This is a genomic window from Vibrio sp. VB16 (assembly GCF_015594925.2).
Taxonomy (GTDB): Bacteria; Pseudomonadota; Gammaproteobacteria; order Enterobacterales; family Vibrionaceae; genus Vibrio.
In genome coordinates this window covers 2,140,865-2,157,860 of record NZ_CP087590.1, presented here as the reverse complement: position 1 = coordinate 2,157,860, position 16,996 = coordinate 2,140,865, and the positions used below count along the sequence as shown (strand labels likewise).

Here is a 16,996-nt window from a genome sequence, read left to right as displayed (position 1 = left end):
GAATTTTCTAGGATTCTCAGACTTATCACCCTGACCAAACAAAATATACTTGTGGAGTGTTAACTCTTCACAATTAGAGCAATAAGCTTTAGTTTGTTTTTCTCCATACATAGTCAATAACTTCCCGTTTCACGACAAATTAGAATTTGAATTATTCCGTATTAAGAACTTAAATAAAAAGGAATATCAGTAAGCTAGTAGCCACTTTAAAGATCAATTAGTTACAAGAATTGATTAACCATCATACTTATTTATCGAGCAAATTCTAGTACGAATATCATATATGTAATTGATGGAGAATTAACATGTAATTTAGAGGGAGTTGAAAGTGGTCTACACAGTGAGTATCTTTGGGAGCTTTTACGCATCGTTTGTTTGCCTAATTCCATACGGGAAGTCTAAGAGTTTAGGATTGAAATTCATCGGCTGAAAATATCGCTAAAACACTTTGGGGAAAGCATGTGTTAGCGACCTTCCTAAATTAGTAATTCATAACCAACTACAAGTATGGAAAAAGATTCAATACGATACCAAAAAGTAGCGTAAACGAAGCTAACTGAGCGTAGGCATTAATTATCTAGATTGAAGCATGACCCTTTTAACCACATCATGAACTGCAAGGTTTAGTGGGCTTTGGCGATCGACAAGACGCATGCAAGATACAAGGTTTAGGTCAATGCTAAGCTCTTTGGGTGGCTCTATGGTGTTAAGTGAAGCGTCCTTCCAGCTATCGCTTAATACACAGGCGTGCTCACCCTGTTCTAGAATTTGCCTCGCAACTGAAAAATTGTCCACCGTGATACTGATGTGGGGTTCAATACCATTATTTTTTAACATTTCCAAATATCGGTAACGCTCTTTATTCCAACCTTGACTGCTGATCTTGATAAAAGGCAATTGTAACGCCTCTTCCCATGTCAATCGACCCAATGACTTTGAGACAGCGATCACGAGTTGATCGGCTGTTATGCGCTTCTGAAAGATATTCGTACTACGATCTTCGTTTAGAAAGTGTACACCTAGGGTGATATCACCCTCTTCTAATTTTTGCTCTGTATCTGATGTCCAAGTCTTCAACTCTATTTGCGCTTTTGGAAATTTTTCTGAGAGTTTCCTAAATAATTTAACACCTGAAAATTCCAATGTGTAGGCGAAAAAGGCGAGAGTAATTGGCCCTGCATAGGTGGCAGGATTGAATTCAACCGGTGAGATAGCGGAATGTACCATAGACAAGGCTTGTTCAATATTGGGTAAAATAGCTCTGCTGTAATGAGTTGGTCTCAAGCCTTCAGTAGTGCGTTCGAAAAGTGGGTGTCCCAATTGTTCTCTTAGCTTGGTCATTTGCTTGCTAACAGCGCTTTCCGAGATTCCTAGCTTTAGCCCGGCCCTTTTTAGGCTATTCAACTTACACAGCAATACAAAGGTACGGAGTAAATTTAGATCTACACTTTCCATTTTGGCAAGCCTTATTTTCCATACTTTCCATTTGGGAAGTATATAGTAATCACTATCGGCAGAGCAAATAACACTCTTCCAAATGACATTAACTTTGAAAACGAAATATAAAAGGTAGCTATGATGAAAAAACCATTATCCCTTATCACTGTCGCTCTATTATCGACCAACGTTTTTGCAGCGCCAACCATAGTCACGGAAGATAACTATGCTCAGGCGTACACCAACATGCGTCTAGGCGCTGTGATAGAGAAAGCAGGTGGTACAAATATATTCTTTGAGATGTCAGTACCGAGCAGCGTTCCAGAAGAGCAATTCGTGGTGAGAATGAATCGAGACACCTTTTATTCAGTTTCTGTCATCGATATGTCAAACGGTGATGTATACGTTACTGTTCCGGAAACTGACCAGTATGTATCACTGCAAGTCGTTGACGAAAATCATGAGACACAGCCGATGATTTACGGATCAGGTCGCCATAAAATCAGTGCAAAAACAGACCACGCATTTGTAATTGTCCGTGCTCTTGAAGATGATGCTCGCCGTAACCTGAAGATTGAAACTGGTAGTGATAAACCGTTTGAAGTAAAAGAGTGGGACATGGTGTCTTTCAAAGAGATCGATAAAGCTGGCAACATCGATTTCAGTAACGGCTATGACCAATCTAAGGCGTTTGGTAACAAAGAAAGCGGCCAAACCGATTATATGAATTATGTTGGCGCTGCTGGCGGTTGGGGTGGCGCGATGGTAGAAGACAATATCTATCAAACCAGCCAGTACTTCGATGCGAATGCATGTTATGAAACGACTTTTAATGATCCGAAGGCAGGCGCATTCTGGTCTGCGACCGTTTATAATGCTGATGGACGCATGTTTAACGATAAAGCCAACATTTCGAGTGAAATGGCACCAGTTGTTAACAACGATGGAACATACACTCTCCGTTTTGGGTGTGAAGGTCAGCCAAATAATATCCCAACTATGGAAGGTAATAAGACGGGTAAATTTAATGTTCTTATGCGCCATTACAATCCTAGCGAGCCAGTAAGCAAGGGTGAGAAAGGTTACAACCCAGTAACTATGATTAAGAAAGCGGGCTAACTTAGGTCACGAAACGAAACGCGGAACACTGACACACACTTTTGTAATCTGGATAACACTAAAATACAAAGCATCAAAAATCGCCTGTTTTCCTTTTCTAATGGTGTGTGTCTCTTCAATTTTTGCTTCAATTTTACAAAATGACGGAAAAAGTCATTCTTTCCTCTCAACATGAGTATGTCGATCAATTGGCTGTGATTATTAAGCTTATTCAAGAAGACTTCAGCTGGGCGCTATTGCCAAAATCGATTACCGAGTCTTATGCTAAAAGGGACATACACTTTAAAGCTTTTGAGTATAACTCGATTTCTGTGACTTGAATCGCCACCGACTCATTTCTGGACATAAACGCTTTAGGGCAATTTATCAATTAGAGTAGATATTTTTACATTCCTCGCGTATACATCCCTGCAGCCATCATGAGATGGCTTGTGTCAGCGCCATATCGAAGGCTACAGGTCGACCGAGCAATTTACTTAAAAGGACAACGGGCTTGTTCAACACCCGAATAAAGTGCTGGCTCCGCGACACTTATTCTTATTTGTTATGTGCAGCTTTAATTTCACCCTTTCTCATTAATCACTTCGATTAATGCCAGTGTGCCATTAATCGAAGAAGGGAATCCTGCATAAACACTCATTAAAATCATTATTTCTTGTATCTCTACTTGGCTTACGCCAATATTTAACCCAGCTTTTATATGAAATTTAAGCTGAGATGGGGCGGTACCCATTGCAGTTAAAGCCGCAATCGTCGCCATTTCTCTGTGCTTAAAATCTAAAGCAGGTCTTGATAATATATCTGCAAAACCATATTCAATAACAAATTTTGCCATGTCCGGTGAAATATCTTTAAAGGTTTGCTCTAAGTTTTCAACTTGATTGGAATTTAACATGCTTAAATTGTTAGCACCTAACTCATAACGAGTTGAATTTTTAGGGACAATTGAAGGTTGTACAACCCCTAGTTCATCTTTTTTTCCTTCTAGCTTACGATCCTCCACCACATCTTTTAATGCTAACATTCCATTAATTGCGCTTGGAAACCCCGAATAACCAGACATTTGTAATACCACTTCTTGAATTTCAGCAATGTTACAACCTACATTTAATGCACCATGAATATGTACTTTTAACTGCGGTGTCGCATTACCCATTGCAGTTAGAGCGGCAACAACAGTCAATTCTTTGGACTTTAGGGTTAACTCTGTTCGGTTATAAACATCACCAAAAGCATATTCAATCATGTATTTCACTAAATCAGGCGAAATATCAATTAAGCTGCTAGCTACTTTTTCACCGGCTTCTTGATCGATGATTTTTAAGTTTTTTAACCCTGTTTCATAACGTTCATTTAAAGTTGTCATATAAGCCTCTGTTTATTAATGTAAAAACAGCAGCTTAAGTCTTGGAGTTAACTCTAAGTCAAGTGCTTAATTTGTTATTAATAGCATCTTCATAATAAATTATTTTCTCTTTAATCTTTTTAAGGTGTAGTGATTCTAAGGCTATTTTTTCTTCTAGGATAAGAACATGCTCTTGTAGTAACTGTTTTCGTCGTTCTGACGTAGATTCTCCTTTTTCTCTTAAATCTGCATACAGCTTTATATTATCCAACGACATACCCATTTCTTTTAGCCGTATGACAAACCCAACCCAATCAATGTCTTTTGAAGTAAAAAAACGATGTCCACTGGCATTTCTTGCTACATGTTTTAACACACCAATTTTTTCATAAAATCGAATTGTATGTGCTGAAATACCTGTTAATTTTGAAAAGCTCTGAATATTAATAAAACCTCCTAAGCACATAATGAATCGACAACTGTAACGTTTCTGGACAAAATGTATGGTACGCCCCATAGAAGCATTCTGACTTTTCGAATTACTTCTTGTATTGCAACCATAGGACCAGCCTACATGTGGCTGGCCAAATTTTCTCATCCACTACACATAGACCTCTAAAGAGTAATAAGACGATAATCTAATCCCTTCATTCTCTACCCTAATCATAAATGACTAAGATGGTTAGTCATGTATGTTTAGGGTATGTCTCTTCAATTTCTTCAATTTATCACCCTCTATATTCAACTAGATTTGAACATCATTCAGCTTTAAACAGTTCAGGGGTTTTTCGTTGATCTATTAAAGAGTGTTTGGCTTGAGAGTATTCCGATTCATTAAGTGCTGATAGTTCAAAAGCAGATTGTAAATCCATCAATTCCTTTCCTAACGTGTTATCTGTACTAAATGAGTATTTCGGTGAAAAAGAACATCCAAGTAATAAAAGTGAACTTAATGCGGCTACTGCAATTTTCATATCTAGCTCCAGCTATACATATTTCATTAGGTGCGCCTCAATCGCGCACCTAATGATTTTATCTCGCAGAGAAACGAAAACTCAATGACCAACACCGCATGAGACTATGCACATTTGTATACCTAAAATTTGAATTTGTAAAAACGTACCAATTTATATTGGCCTAAAGTTCGAATCTTGATGATTCTATGGTTTTAGTATTTGGATTAATGATTCTGCAATGTAATCATAAACACGCTTTAATCGCAGATTGTTTGCTCGTTCTCGATGTGTGACTAACCAAGTTGGTACGCAAATAGGAGCCGATAACTTCTGATATTCAACGACATCACTACATTGTTTAGCTATTGACTCCGCCATAATACCAACCCCCATACCAGCTCTGACTAAATTCCAATGTTCAACATGATTGCCAGCATAGCATCTGAAATTTTCCTCCGTAATAAGAAAACCTAAACGATTCAGCTCTGCAATAATTTGGTCGTTAGCACCCAAAACCCCAACAAAGGGAATAAGTTCTCCTTCTAGTGTGTCGCTTAACGACTTCTCTATGTCCTTTGAGCAATATAATTTAAACAATTGGTCGGGTAGTTTTCGCGCAACTAAATCATCATCTTCAGGCTCACTATGGCGAATAGCGATATCGCATTCCCTGCGTAAAATATCGGTTATTTCATGAGACGATATGATTTCTATTACAATTTTCGGTTCTTCTTTATGAAAAAGACGAATAAGATTTGGCAATATATAGGCGGCCATTGTATCGGTGCATGAAATGCGGACCTTTCCCTTCATCTCACTTTTTTGGCCAGATGCTGACATCGAAAACCTAGAAGCAGCTTCCCCCATATCCTTAAGATGAAGTAGTAACTCAAGCCCAAGCGGTGTAACGTGAATACCTTGACTAACCCGTTCGATGAGAATCACACCAAGCTCTTCCTCTAAACTAGACACTTGTCTACCCAAAGTCGGTTGGCTCATTCCTAATGCTCTGGCAGCGGCTGAAAAGGACCCTTCTTCCGCGGTAACCAAAAACGCCCTAGCTTTGTTCCAATCAAACTTCAGTGAATCCCAATTCATGTGTTGCTCCATGCGATTTTTTATGGCTGCCATTCAAGTCTAGTCAATTGTGAAAAGAGTTCATATTCAGGATACTCATATTCTATTCACTATAGGACTAAAGGAGTCAATGATGAATCAACAAGCCGAATTTTGGAACCGCATGGCGGCAAAATATTATAAGACGCCAGTGAAAAATCAAGATGCCTATAAGTCTAAGTTAGATAAAATCAGTCAGTTATTACACTCAAACGCAGATGTACTTGAACTAGGATGTGGCACTGGGTCTACTGCACTTTTACTATCAAGTAAAGTTAGACAATACGATGCATGTGATTTCTCTGAAAGTATGATAAATATCGCAAAGACTCGAGCAATCGAAGATAATATCCACAACATCTCGTTCACTGTAGAAGATATTGAAACTTTTTCTATTCCAAGTGAAAAGTATGACCTTGTAATGGCCCATAGTGTATTGCATCTCATTGATGATGCCGATTCTGTCGTTGAGGCGCTGATGAGCGCATTGAAACCCAATGGGTATATTGTTTTTAGTCTTGTTTTGCTTAATGATATCCCTTTCCCACTGCGCTGGCTGCTGATGCTTGCCCAGAAAACAGGTTTTGTTCCACACCTAGTTTACCAACGCGAAGATGAGCTTCTATCTTCATTAATAAGAGGGCATTTTCAGGTTCAGACATCGTGGGAAATCGACAAAAATAATGTGTTCGTGATTGCCAGAAAACCGAACGAGTACCATGTATAAGTTACTCATAAAGTTATTGCTCGCTCTTTCGTATATTCCTTCAACAGAAATAGCATTTTATTAATAGTACTGGGGGTCGAAAGTGCTTATGTCGTTTATTTATCGACAATTTTCGGCCTTTTTCTTCCGTATTGTTTTGGCCGTTATTGGTCAGAAAAGCACGATACGCAAATTGAAGACGTCATTGCTGGGTCTCGATTTTTGAAACGTGTCAATACGATGAGCCCAGTTTTGTCTCTTATTCTACTTTTGAATATGCCTGGAAATACAATACTAGGAGGAGGTGGTGGAATCGCGGCCGTGTACGGTTCTTTCAGAATCATCTCACCATTAGAATATCTTTTGAGCATTTCTATTGCCGCTTTGCCGATTTTTTTGGTTAGCCATCTATCAACGACCTTAACTGCATTCTTTTAACGTATATACCCCACAGGACAACTAACAAATCTATAGACATAGTTAAATGAATCAGCAAGGTATATATTGATTCATTACTTAAATTGGGGTAATTAACTAGTTCGCTAGGTGTGATTAAGAATAGCTCTAAATGATATTGGGGCAGAACCTTCTCAGCCGAACTAGTGACTCAACTCACCTTTGGACAGATGCATAACAGAATACTTTCTCTATATCGGATTTGGATTGATGAGAAAGAAAAGGATGCTTCGGTCAGAGCCCGCAAAGGTGAACATTGTAGGAAAACAGAAATGTGGCTTAAAGAACCCACCGATGCGGGGAAAGTTTTAATCGGAAAGCATAAGGCTTTTTTGGGTTATGTGGTTATTCATTCAAAATTTTGAATAGGCACATTTACCCAAGAGTATTGTGAATTTAGGCCTTGTATCAAACAGTTTTTAGCTTGGTAGTACAACGCCATATTTAAACGTCTAATTTCAAAAATCCCCAGGAGCAACTTGTAGACACGTAAGACCCGCACTTCTCCAGTAGTCCACAACCTCAGTACGATCATCTAATACCAGCCAAGGTGAATAACCAGCTTTATGAATATCGTCTAGCAAGTCTTTTTTAACTGATGCATCGGAGTCGGCGTCTCTACCCCTTGGTCGCAGATAAATATCTTCATAAGGTATACAATGTTTGTCTAGCCAATCTAATGTATGCTGTTTGTGGCTATCTGGTCTTCCGCTACAGATAATAATGGCTTCTCCCTGCTTGGCCAAATGATTAACTAATTTATAAATATTTTGAACCGGCAGTGCATCTCGCATATAGTCAAAAAAGGCATCCCAATGTTTTTCATCTCCTAACACCCATGATTTAACCGCTTCTGGATCAAATTCCGCTAGGGTTCCATCTACATCCACAATCACACAGCTTTTCATCCTTTATTCCTCTCTTTATTTGTATGTTCATCTATGATTTTTTGCTTCCATCCGTACGACTCTGGCCAGAAACGAATAGGTGTAGCGTTAGGGACTCTGGGCCCAGAAGGAGTCCCGATTAGGTGAAACTGAATAGCTCTATAAACACCAGAATGCGCAACAATCATTGGGCTTTCGTAGGCAGATAGTATTCTGTTTAGTGCCTTAGTTACCCTAGTGATGAACAGTTCCCAAGGTTCGCCACCCGGAGGGGTTTCTAAATAGCAGACTTGCTTGGTAATGGGTTGTAGTTCCAAATCACCCCAATTGCGTTCAGACAGATCGGTATCGGTGGTAAAAGCGATATTTGGTAACGCAAGTTCCGTTGTTTCTACCGCTCTTAACATAGAGCTTGAAACAACAGTAACTCCATCCATTTTCAGAGCGGCTATTCGTTTTTGTGCGTCAATCGCTTGCTGTTTACCAATCCCATTGAGTGGTATGTCCGTCGCCCCACAGAAAACATTATTCTGATTAGCTTGAGTTTCACCGTGACGCATAAAAATAAATGGCTTGTTAACTAGTTGCATAAGATGGTTCCCAATATGAATGAGTGTGAACATCAGAATTAAACATCTCTGTTTCAAGAGACGCTAAGTTCGGATGAAATAAAGGAATAAGTGTTTGGCATTGAAGGTGCTGAGTTAACGCGATACTATCCGACAGCGTTGGGTGAACATTCCAACGAGTAAAACTTGCTCGTTTTTGCTGGCAAAGCTCCTTTGCATATTCCCCAATATGACCTGTAAAAATGGTCTTTTGTACTAAACTAATGTCCATATCGATTAGGGTTTTGGCCAAGCCGCCATCCAAGTCTGGAGAACCAGCTAAGATAATGTCCATTGGCCCGATATTAAATGTGTTGTCAATGACACAAGCTGATTGGCAGAGATTATTGAGTCGACTTATTACCCTTGGGGTCAGCCCAGCATCTTCCAGTTGCAGTGCTTGTTGGATATGTTGGAAGCCGTTTTCATCAAAACAAATTTGCCAAGAAAAATGTTCTTCCAACCATATAGCAAGCTCAATACTTCTACCTGACGCTGGAACGGGCAATAGAATGCTTCCAATGTGTCTAATTTCATTTAACTCATCTGATAATTGTTCTTGCTGCTTTATAAGTGGCGTATTGTAGCCACCATATGACATATCAAGGAGTGCTGTTTTAGCTACGGGAGGAAAATCAAACCGGTAAGTGTCTGATTCTAAGCAGTAATCGCCGCTGTAAAATAGGCCGCCTTCAACATTAAAATGAAACCAGAGCCCACCTAATGCGTGGCCGTTTGAACCTGATTGAACTTGAATTCCCATGATGTCCGAACAGCCATTTGCGGGGAGAACATGAACATTGTCATGTAACGACAGTTTGGTCGCGACAAAAGCTGAACAATATATAGGGATATGACGAGGTATTTTCTTTATACCACCTAGATGGTCGTGATGATCGTGGCTAATAAATACAGCGTCGATTTCGTCAGAAAGGCACCAAGGTATTTCGGTTGTGCCAATACATGCCCCTGCATCCAGTAGAAATCGTTTGTTATCGATAGTCAGCAAAATTGCTGCTGGGGCTTTCGGTAATAGGCCACTTAATACTTCAATAGAAATACTCATGCGACATCCACCCGCCAACCTTGTTCTAATTCGACATAAACGGTTGTATTTAAAGGTAACGCAGAATTGTGATAGCAAGTGACCGACTGCTGGTCATGAGTAAAACTCAATGTTAGAAGATAGCGCTCTCCGAGAAAAACACAGTCTTTTACAATTGCAGAAATGCCACTTTCGGCAATCACAACATGTTCAGGGCGCAATAGCACTGGTAATGGTGTTACCGAGGAGCTAAGTTCGAGATCTCGAGCATCTAACTTCCTGCGGTTATACTGCTTTATCGGGAGATTTAGCACACTACCTTTGCCTATAAAACCGGCCAACCAAGAAGATTCGGGCTGTTGATAGAGAGATTCAGGTGTTCCCGACTGTATCAATCTCCCCTGATTCATTACCGCAACATGGGTCGCCAATGCCATGGCTTCCGCTTGATCATGGGTAACAAAAACAAACGTTGCCCCTGTTTTTCGGTGGAACTCTCGAAAGCTCTGCTCCATTGCAGACCGTAAATGGCGGTCAAGGTTCGCGAGCGGCTCATCAAGCAATACAACCTTTGGTTCGGCAACAAGACAACGGGCAAGTGCTACGCGTTGCCGCTGACCACCACTAAGATCCTGAACTCTACGATTTGCGTATTTTTCCATATCTACCGTTTCCAATACTCGACGTAACACTGTCTGAATATGCACCGCCGATTGCCTTTGTACTTTCAGTGGGTAGGCGACATTTTCTTTTACGGTCATGTGGGGCCACAACGCATAGGATTGAAAAACCATACTCATTTGGCGTTTTTCAGGAGGAATAAAACTGCTTCCATTATCAAGTATCTGCTTATCCATCATTAACTTGCCAGATGTCAGATTGTCTAAACCAGCAATCATTCTTAGAGTTGTTGTTTTTCCACAACCACTCGGCCCCAATAAGGCACAAAATGCACCTTCTGGAATAGTGAGTGAAAACTTATCAACGACAGTTTGGTCGTCAAAATTCTTAGAAACATTATCAAGAATTAGTTCTGCCATGGAATAACCCCCTTAGGTAAATAGCGCGACAAACTGTTAAGCAACCACATGATTATTGCAATGAGAAAGACAACAAAGACAGAAACAGCAGATGCCAATACTTTATTGCCACTTTCGTCCAAGTTAAAAATGACAACACCGAGAGTTTCCGTCCCTGCACTCCATAAGAGAGCCGATACTGTTAACTCATTGACTGCGGTAAGAAACACGAGCAATCCCCCGGCAAACGCTGAAGGGGCTAAAAGTGGGAAAATGATATCTTTGAGACGTTCAAATAGGCTAGCGCCAGCAAGTTGAGCCGCTTCTTCCATCGCAGGATCCACTTGCTTCATCTGTGTAAAAATGGGTTTAAAACAGACGGCCATAAACCGCGCAAGATAGGCGATAAAAATGATGCCTAGAGTGCCATAGAGACTCCATTCGAGCCACGGAACGGGGCGAGCAAATAATAGGATACAAGCGATAGCTAATACGATACCCGGCAACGTAAATGGTATATCGATCATACTGATCAGAAGTTGAGTTCTTCTACCAGGTGAACGAGTGGTCAAATAGGCAAGTGGTATACAAAGTCCAATAAGGGTTATCGCTGCGGCAATAGAAAGAAACAAACTGTTAGTGAGTGCCGTATAGGTTGAACTCTGTTTTGCAAAAATAGTGCTGTAAGCGTCGAAAGTAAGAGTCTGCCAGTTCAGAGGTACTCCCATTGCAGGAATCAAAGAGCTAAAAATTAACGCAATAAGAGGCGCCACTAATATCAGACCAAGAAGCAGTGAGAGCATGACTTGTGCGATGAGTCGATACTTACCTAACTGAACGCATAGCGGTTGCCCACTACCGCCAATAAGGTAAACAGAGCTCGCTTGTTGAGCTTTATTTTGTAGGTAAACAATTAAATAGGCGAGAACAGCCATAAGGATAGATAAGCTGGCAACATTATTTAGCACGTTACTACCGAAATTAGCCATATACTGGTATATCAACGTCGGTAACACCATATAAGAAATGGGAATACCAATCATTGCGGCGATGCCAAAGTTTCCCAGAGCAGAGACAAAAGCAAGCGCTGCTGCGGCGAGTATGGCTGGATAGCAAAGTGGCAAAATAACACCAGAAAAAATCTGTCTTGTCGAGGCGCCACATAAACGAGCCGCTTCTATTTGATCTCTAGGTAGGGCAATTAGCTGTGTTCGTAATGCCAAAAAAACCAACGGAGAGTGCTGAATACCCAATAAAAATGCAATTCCTTCTGCTGAGTAGATAGGATTTGGGCTACCTAATGGTGGTGCCATGCCTATGCTCTTTAAGATGGTGCTACTAGGGCCAAACAGTTGTATCCAACTTAAAGCTGTAACCTGAGGTGGAATCATCATTGGTAACATAAACAAAAATGCCCAAAGAGATTTATAGTGAATATCTGTCGACGCCACTAGCAATGCAACTCCCCCTCCAATTAACAGAGAAAGCGTCATAGCAAGTGTGCTCGTATATAGGCTATGCCCAAGCGCTTTCCAAGTTGATGATTTAGAAAGCACCCGCCATAGGCTAGACTCTAGCCCCATACTAAGGTCAGATAATGATGTTATAAATAGTTGCAGTGAAGGTAGGATAGTTAATATCGTAACTAGCAACAGCAACAGCAACAGAAACACAAGCCCTTTATAAAGGCTTGTGTTATTTGTCATAAATACTGTATTCATTAATGGTTAACAAACTTATTTAGTTAAATATTTCTGCAAAACGATTCTTGTTTTCGTTCGCGTTCTTTAGTGCACTGTCAGCATTAAATGACAACAACTTGATTTTATCTCGCGGTGGAAAACCTTCTGGAGTGCCAACTTCATTAGAAGCAGGTAAGTAACCTTGCGCTTTAACCATTTCTTGGCCTTGGTTTGACAGTAAAAAATCTACAAACTTTTGAGCCGCTTCTTTTTGCTTACTGCTAGCAAGAATCGCAACAGGTTCAGTCACCATACTGACCCCTTCTTTAGGGAATACAAATTCAATAGGTGCACCCTTAGCTTTTTCACGGATAGCAAGAAAATCAACAATCGCACCGTAGGCTTTCGTTCCAGATGAAAGAGCGGTAAGTACTCCTCCATTCCCCCCTTGAGCTTTAACCTCGTTGTTTTTAAGTTCCTGATAGTAATTCCAACCTATGTTTTTATTTTCGGTTAAGGTTGCAAGGTGAATAAGCGCAGCACCGGAATAAAGTGGGCTAGGCATAGCGGTTAGGTTTTTCGCTTCTGGTTTCGTTAGATCCCACCAAGAATCGGGTTTAAAATTGGCTTGAGTGTTATAAGCAATCCCGGTCGTAATCATCTTAGTGCCATGATAAAAACCTTGTGGTTCATACACCGCAGGATCATAATTTTTCTGATATTTCGAGGCATAGGGATAAAGCAAGTCTTTCTGTTTTAGTGATTCCATTGTTACGCTATCCGCTATCAACAGCATATCTGGACTCTTTACTCCCGCTTCCTGTTCAGCCTGAAAACGCGCCATCAATTTTGTGGTTCCATCACGTATCCAGTTAACTCTAATTTCAGGGTTTTGCTTTTCAAACGCGGCAACAGTCTGTTGAGCATCTTGGTTAGGTTGGCTGGTATAGAGTAATAGATCTGTCTGAGCGCTGGCAGAGACAGATATCAGTGATAAAAATAATGCCGTTACTTTATTCATACGTTCCTCATTGTATAGAAATAGTATTGTGTTACGTGGATGGTATAAGTAAGCAATGGAAAGAACTCAGTAATTGTCCGTTACCCAGTGCCGAACCATATTTAACCACTGGTGTGTTACATAAATAATTCATTTTGATTTCGTTATGATGTAATTTTCCTTTCGAATAGAAAGCATCGCCAAATAAAAATAATGTGTTATATTTTTGTCATCATGGCTATGCCTGTTCATAATTCAGTATATTTTTATTGGTATCTATTTGAGTGAGTTTTTATGGTAAATCAGAGTGAGCGACGAGAATTAATAATGAAACAAGTCGTACATAAAGGAGAACAAAGTGTCGAAGAGTTATCCCAACTTTGTCGGGTATCGCTTCAAACCATTCGTGCTGACATTCGCTTTCTAACCGAAAGAGGTCAAGTTTTTAGAACACATGGTGGCGTTGCTGCATTTCAAAGAGAAAATGTTGCTTATAACTCCCGAGAATTACATAACCGAGCAGGAAAAGAACGAATTGGAAAAGAAGTTGCACAGCGTTTACTTGAATTTAGCAGCTGCTTTTTAGGAACAGGAACCACTGTAGAGATGGTATCCAGATCGCTTTCGAGAGACGTAAACTTAGAAATTTACACCAATAACCTATATGCAGCGTCGTATTTATGTGAGCACCCAAATGTCAGTATCACTATTGCGGGTGGTAAACTACGAAAGCGAGATAAAGATATTATTGGAGGTGATGCTTTACGTTTTTTCCAACGTTATCGCGTACAAGCTGGCGTCGTCTCCGTAGGAGGTGTTGATTCTCAAGGATATCTTTACGACTATAACGACACGGAAGTAATGGCAAGAGAAGCGCTGTGTACGTACTCCCAATTTAACATTCTCGTTGTAGATAGCAGTAAGCTAGGCGTGAAAGCTTCTTGCCAAATTGGTCATGTTAGTGATTTTGATCTCGTTGTGTCCGATTTTGAGCCAACTCAAGAAGCGTTGGCTCAGATGGAAGGAGACTTAATCAACTGGAAAACCGTCTAACAAGATGGGATGACAACGGCGTTTTAACAGAAGATTGGGAGCAATCCTTTAGACTGCTCCTCCGAGTCTTGAGGCGACCTCGAACACACAGATTATTTCTACTATGCTAAGCAGGTGTATTGTATATAAACCCGTGCTCAATTCAGTTAATTCGCCACATAAGGCAGATACTAATGTGTAATACGTTTAAAGATGATCAATGAGTAATATTCCGCTAGTGAAGAGAGAAACCTTTAACTATTTTAGTAATTTGTTAGACCAATTACTTACGTCAGAACCAGAACTGTTGGAGTCGTTGGCATTTACGTATCCAGTTCGGCCGTCAGAATCTGAGTATCGTCCACAAATTGAACTTGGCGAGTTACTGATAAAATTTCATAGAGCCTTACAGCACGATCAATTTGTTGAAACGATAAAGAAAGAAGCCAAGACAATCGTCGCTAATCAAATTGACAAATTAAACGGGCAATATTCTCTCCAATTTCTTAAAAGCCATTCTGCTTATAATCAAATGTCTTTAACTTCTACCGATTATGGAATATGGGTAAGTATTGATTCACTTAACTTCTCCGCTGCTGCCTCCAAAATCACGCTAGAAGAAGAACTTCTAACACTGTTTTTCATTGAAGCAAGCTTTACTCAACTATTAGGTAAAGAACTTGTTATTAAAGGTTTTAAAATCACCAAAGGTGATGCTTCACTGCTTCGTCAATTCAAACTGCCCAATAATGTACCACTCTACATAGAGCGAAAATCTGCTGGTATCTTAATGGAGGGAGATAGAGGTGCTATCGACACATTAGCAAAAACGTTTCCTAGTAACCCACCCATTACATATGCAAAAAATATTGAATACGCTTTAGAAAGCTACATTGGTGAACAAAATTTTTCTCTCCAAGATTTTTCTGACCTAGTTGGAATTAGTTGCAGAACTATACAGCGGCGTTTACAAAATGAAGGAACGAGTTTTAGAAAAATCAAAGACACGTTAAACGTTAAGTTTGCTAAAACACTTCTCTATAAGAATAAAATCTCAATCGAAAATATCGCTGCTCAACTAGGCTATGCAGCACCTTCTCAATTTATTAGAGCGTTTAAAAGATCGGAGGGGCTTTCTCCATTACGCTGGCTAGAAAGCCAACGGCATTGACCTAACTTCGTCTTCGATGTGCATTTTGCGCCACCACTGGTAATTAACACGGCTAAATTGTTAATTTGTTGTTTAATTAAAGGGATACATCAAATATCCGTAAGCTGGAAATGCCAATGCAAGGAGTGCAAGAATGAAGTTAGCTAAGTTATTTGGAGCAACAACGTTAGGTCTAATGGTGGCCTTTTCCTCACATGCTAGTTTAGAAAGTAAAAAGTGGCCAGCGTCTCCAAAGGCAGAACAATTTGTGAAAGACTCGGTAGTTCTTGGGTTTTTAGCTAGCCCATATGGGGCAGGATGGACAGAGGATAAGCAATTACTCGACTATTTTGAAGAGTCTCGTCAGGCAGGAATCACTGGGCATGACATGACTCTAACTGCCGCTTCTATGAATTTCGATGACTTACTATTTCAACATCAGAAGTACCGAGAAGCGATGGCGCAACAACCTGACAAATATACATTTGTTAGAAGCATTCGTGATATCGAATCTGCACATATTCAAGGTAAAACAGCGGTTATTTGGAATAGCCAAACTGCCACTATTCTTGAACAGGATTTAGGTAGGATGGCCATCTTAAAAGAGATGGGCATGGCAAGTATGATTCTAGCCTACAACGACCGATTCCGTACTGGCTCAGGAGCTTTGGTTGGATGGAAAGGAAAAGATGACGGCTTAACCGCTTGGGGGAAACAAGTCATAGATGAACTGGTAAAATATGGCATTCTTCTAGACCTAAGTCACACAGGAAGTAAAACGGCTAATGATGCAATGACATACATGGAAGAAAACTATCCAAATGTTCCTTTTGTTTATACTCATTCCCTTCCTGCTGGTTTATATGAAAATGGAAAAGAAGCAACACCGAAAGGGTGTTACCGAAATATCAGTGATGCAGATGCACTCCGTGCAGCCAAGAGTGGTGGGTTTATTTCTCCTACGTTTACTGAATGGATGATGGATGGAGTTTGGCCAGAAGATATTTCGCCTCAACAAGCCGCAGACATGGTTGATTATTATGTGAAACTGGTAGGGGTTGATCACGTTGGTATTGCATCTGATGATTTGTTTACAACAGAAAACATAGTTGGTTTTGCAAAAGCGAACGCATCCACCTATGCCGATGATGGCTATATGGTGAATGCGTTTAATAAGGGTTCAACAGACTCTGGCATGTTGGCTAGAATCTTACCCGCAATTACCGATGAACTTTGGAAGCGTGGTTATACCAATCAAGATCTGGCTAAGATCTATGGTGGCAATAAGATGAGAGTTTATCAACTAATGTGGGAAGGTGTTTCCACAGAGCAGCATTTTGAAGATTTAGAAGCCCGCGTTAAATTACGTAACGATCTACGCCAGCGTTACATGTCTAAATAAGTTTGAATTCTGAACCTGAATTAGGAGCCGATGTAA

General features: G+C 40.2%; 16 protein-coding genes and 1 pseudogene. 5 read left to right on the top strand and 12 right to left on the bottom strand.

Going from position 1 to position 16,996, the window contains the following annotated elements; all coding sequences use genetic code 11:
- Window positions 1–573 precede the first annotated feature (573 nt).
- A complete protein-coding gene (locus IUZ65_RS09840; RefSeq protein WP_195703563.1) occupies window positions 574–1,455 on the bottom strand; it encodes a LysR family transcriptional regulator in 882 nt (293 codons plus the stop codon).
- 120 nt (window positions 1,456–1,575) lie between these two features.
- On the opposite strand from IUZ65_RS09840, the gene IUZ65_RS09835 reads away from it, so the two are divergent.
- Window positions 1,576–2,556 (top strand): DUF1254 domain-containing protein, encoded by a 981-nt coding sequence (locus tag IUZ65_RS09835; protein WP_231363582.1) that lies wholly within the window; start codon window positions 1,576–1,578, stop codon window positions 2,554–2,556.
- 562 nt (window positions 2,557–3,118) lie between these two features.
- Here the strand turns inward: IUZ65_RS09835 and IUZ65_RS09830 are convergent.
- The 5 genes and pseudogenes from IUZ65_RS09830 to IUZ65_RS09810 all read right to left on the bottom strand — a co-directional run bounded on the left by IUZ65_RS09830 (window position 3,119) and on the right by IUZ65_RS09810 (window position 5,955).
- Window positions 3,119–3,391 carry a carboxymuconolactone decarboxylase family protein gene (locus IUZ65_RS09830; protein ID WP_229638145.1) on the bottom strand — a complete coding sequence of 91 codons (273 nt, stop codon included), beginning with the start codon at window positions 3,389–3,391 and terminating at the stop codon, window positions 3,119–3,121.
- A gap of 156 nt (window positions 3,392–3,547) precedes the next feature.
- A pseudogene (locus IUZ65_RS09825) lies at window positions 3,548–3,922 on the bottom strand (carboxymuconolactone decarboxylase family protein); the annotation flags it as partial.
- Between the two features lie 58 nt (window positions 3,923–3,980).
- On the bottom strand, window positions 3,981–4,349 hold the full coding sequence (locus tag IUZ65_RS09820; RefSeq protein WP_195705070.1) for a MerR family transcriptional regulator: 369 nt from the start codon (window positions 4,347–4,349) through the stop codon (window positions 3,981–3,983).
- Window positions 4,350–4,659: 310 nt separating this feature from the next.
- The gene (locus IUZ65_RS09815) at window positions 4,660–4,875 is read right to left on the bottom strand and encodes a hypothetical protein (protein WP_195703560.1); all 216 of its coding nucleotides are present in this window, start codon (window positions 4,873–4,875) and stop codon (window positions 4,660–4,662) included.
- A gap of 186 nt (window positions 4,876–5,061) precedes the next feature.
- Entirely contained in the window at window positions 5,062–5,955 is an 894-nt protein-coding gene (locus IUZ65_RS09810; protein WP_195703559.1) for a LysR family transcriptional regulator, read from the bottom strand.
- Window positions 5,956–6,064: 109 nt separating this feature from the next.
- Here IUZ65_RS09810 and IUZ65_RS09805 point away from each other — a divergent pair, with 109 nt between their 5' ends.
- Entirely contained in the window at window positions 6,065–6,700 is a 636-nt protein-coding gene (locus IUZ65_RS09805; RefSeq protein WP_195703558.1) for a class I SAM-dependent DNA methyltransferase, read from the top strand.
- An 893-nt stretch (window positions 6,701–7,593) separates the two neighbouring features.
- Here IUZ65_RS09805 and IUZ65_RS09800 read toward each other — a convergent pair.
- Genes IUZ65_RS09800 through IUZ65_RS09775 form a run of 6 tightly spaced genes read right to left on the bottom strand, consistent with a single transcriptional unit; the run spans window position 7,594 to window position 13,397 of the window.
- Window positions 7,594–8,043, bottom strand: a complete 450-nt coding sequence (locus IUZ65_RS09800; protein WP_195703557.1) for a phosphatase domain-containing protein — start codon at window positions 8,041–8,043, stop codon at window positions 7,594–7,596.
- Window positions 8,040–8,612 (bottom strand): histidine phosphatase family protein, encoded by a 573-nt coding sequence (locus IUZ65_RS09795; RefSeq protein ID WP_195703556.1) that lies wholly within the window; start codon window positions 8,610–8,612, stop codon window positions 8,040–8,042. The genes IUZ65_RS09800 and IUZ65_RS09795 overlap by 4 nt, the downstream gene beginning before the upstream one ends.
- On the bottom strand, window positions 8,599–9,696 hold the full coding sequence (locus IUZ65_RS09790) for an MBL fold metallo-hydrolase (RefSeq protein ID WP_195703555.1): 1,098 nt from the start codon (window positions 9,694–9,696) through the stop codon (window positions 8,599–8,601). Before IUZ65_RS09790 ends, IUZ65_RS09795 begins: the two co-directional genes overlap by 14 nt.
- Window positions 9,693–10,715 carry an ABC transporter ATP-binding protein gene (locus IUZ65_RS09785; protein WP_195703554.1) on the bottom strand — a complete coding sequence of 341 codons (1,023 nt, stop codon included), beginning with the start codon at window positions 10,713–10,715 and terminating at the stop codon, window positions 9,693–9,695. The genes IUZ65_RS09790 and IUZ65_RS09785 overlap by 4 nt, the downstream gene beginning before the upstream one ends.
- Window positions 10,703–12,400, bottom strand: coding sequence for an ABC transporter permease (locus IUZ65_RS09780; RefSeq protein ID WP_195703553.1), 1,698 nt, complete (start codon window positions 12,398–12,400; stop codon window positions 10,703–10,705). Before IUZ65_RS09780 ends, IUZ65_RS09785 begins: the two co-directional genes overlap by 13 nt.
- Window positions 12,401–12,434: 34 nt before the next feature.
- On the bottom strand, window positions 12,435–13,397 hold the full coding sequence (locus IUZ65_RS09775; protein ID WP_195703552.1) for an ABC transporter substrate-binding protein: 963 nt from the start codon (window positions 13,395–13,397) through the stop codon (window positions 12,435–12,437).
- A 306-nt stretch (window positions 13,398–13,703) separates the two neighbouring features.
- On the opposite strand from IUZ65_RS09775, the gene IUZ65_RS09770 reads away from it, so the two are divergent.
- From IUZ65_RS09770 to IUZ65_RS09760, 3 genes are all read left to right on the top strand, one after another.
- Window positions 13,704–14,429 carry a DeoR/GlpR family DNA-binding transcription regulator gene (locus IUZ65_RS09770; protein ID WP_195703551.1) on the top strand — a complete coding sequence of 242 codons (726 nt, stop codon included), beginning with the start codon at window positions 13,704–13,706 and terminating at the stop codon, window positions 14,427–14,429.
- A gap of 199 nt (window positions 14,430–14,628) precedes the next feature.
- A complete protein-coding gene (locus IUZ65_RS09765) occupies window positions 14,629–15,579 on the top strand; it encodes a helix-turn-helix domain-containing protein (RefSeq protein ID WP_195703550.1) in 951 nt (316 codons plus the stop codon).
- Between the two features lie 133 nt (window positions 15,580–15,712).
- Window positions 15,713–16,960 (top strand): membrane dipeptidase, encoded by a 1,248-nt coding sequence (locus IUZ65_RS09760; protein ID WP_195703549.1) that lies wholly within the window; start codon window positions 15,713–15,715, stop codon window positions 16,958–16,960.
- The last annotated feature ends 36 nt before the right edge of the window (window positions 16,961–16,996 follow it).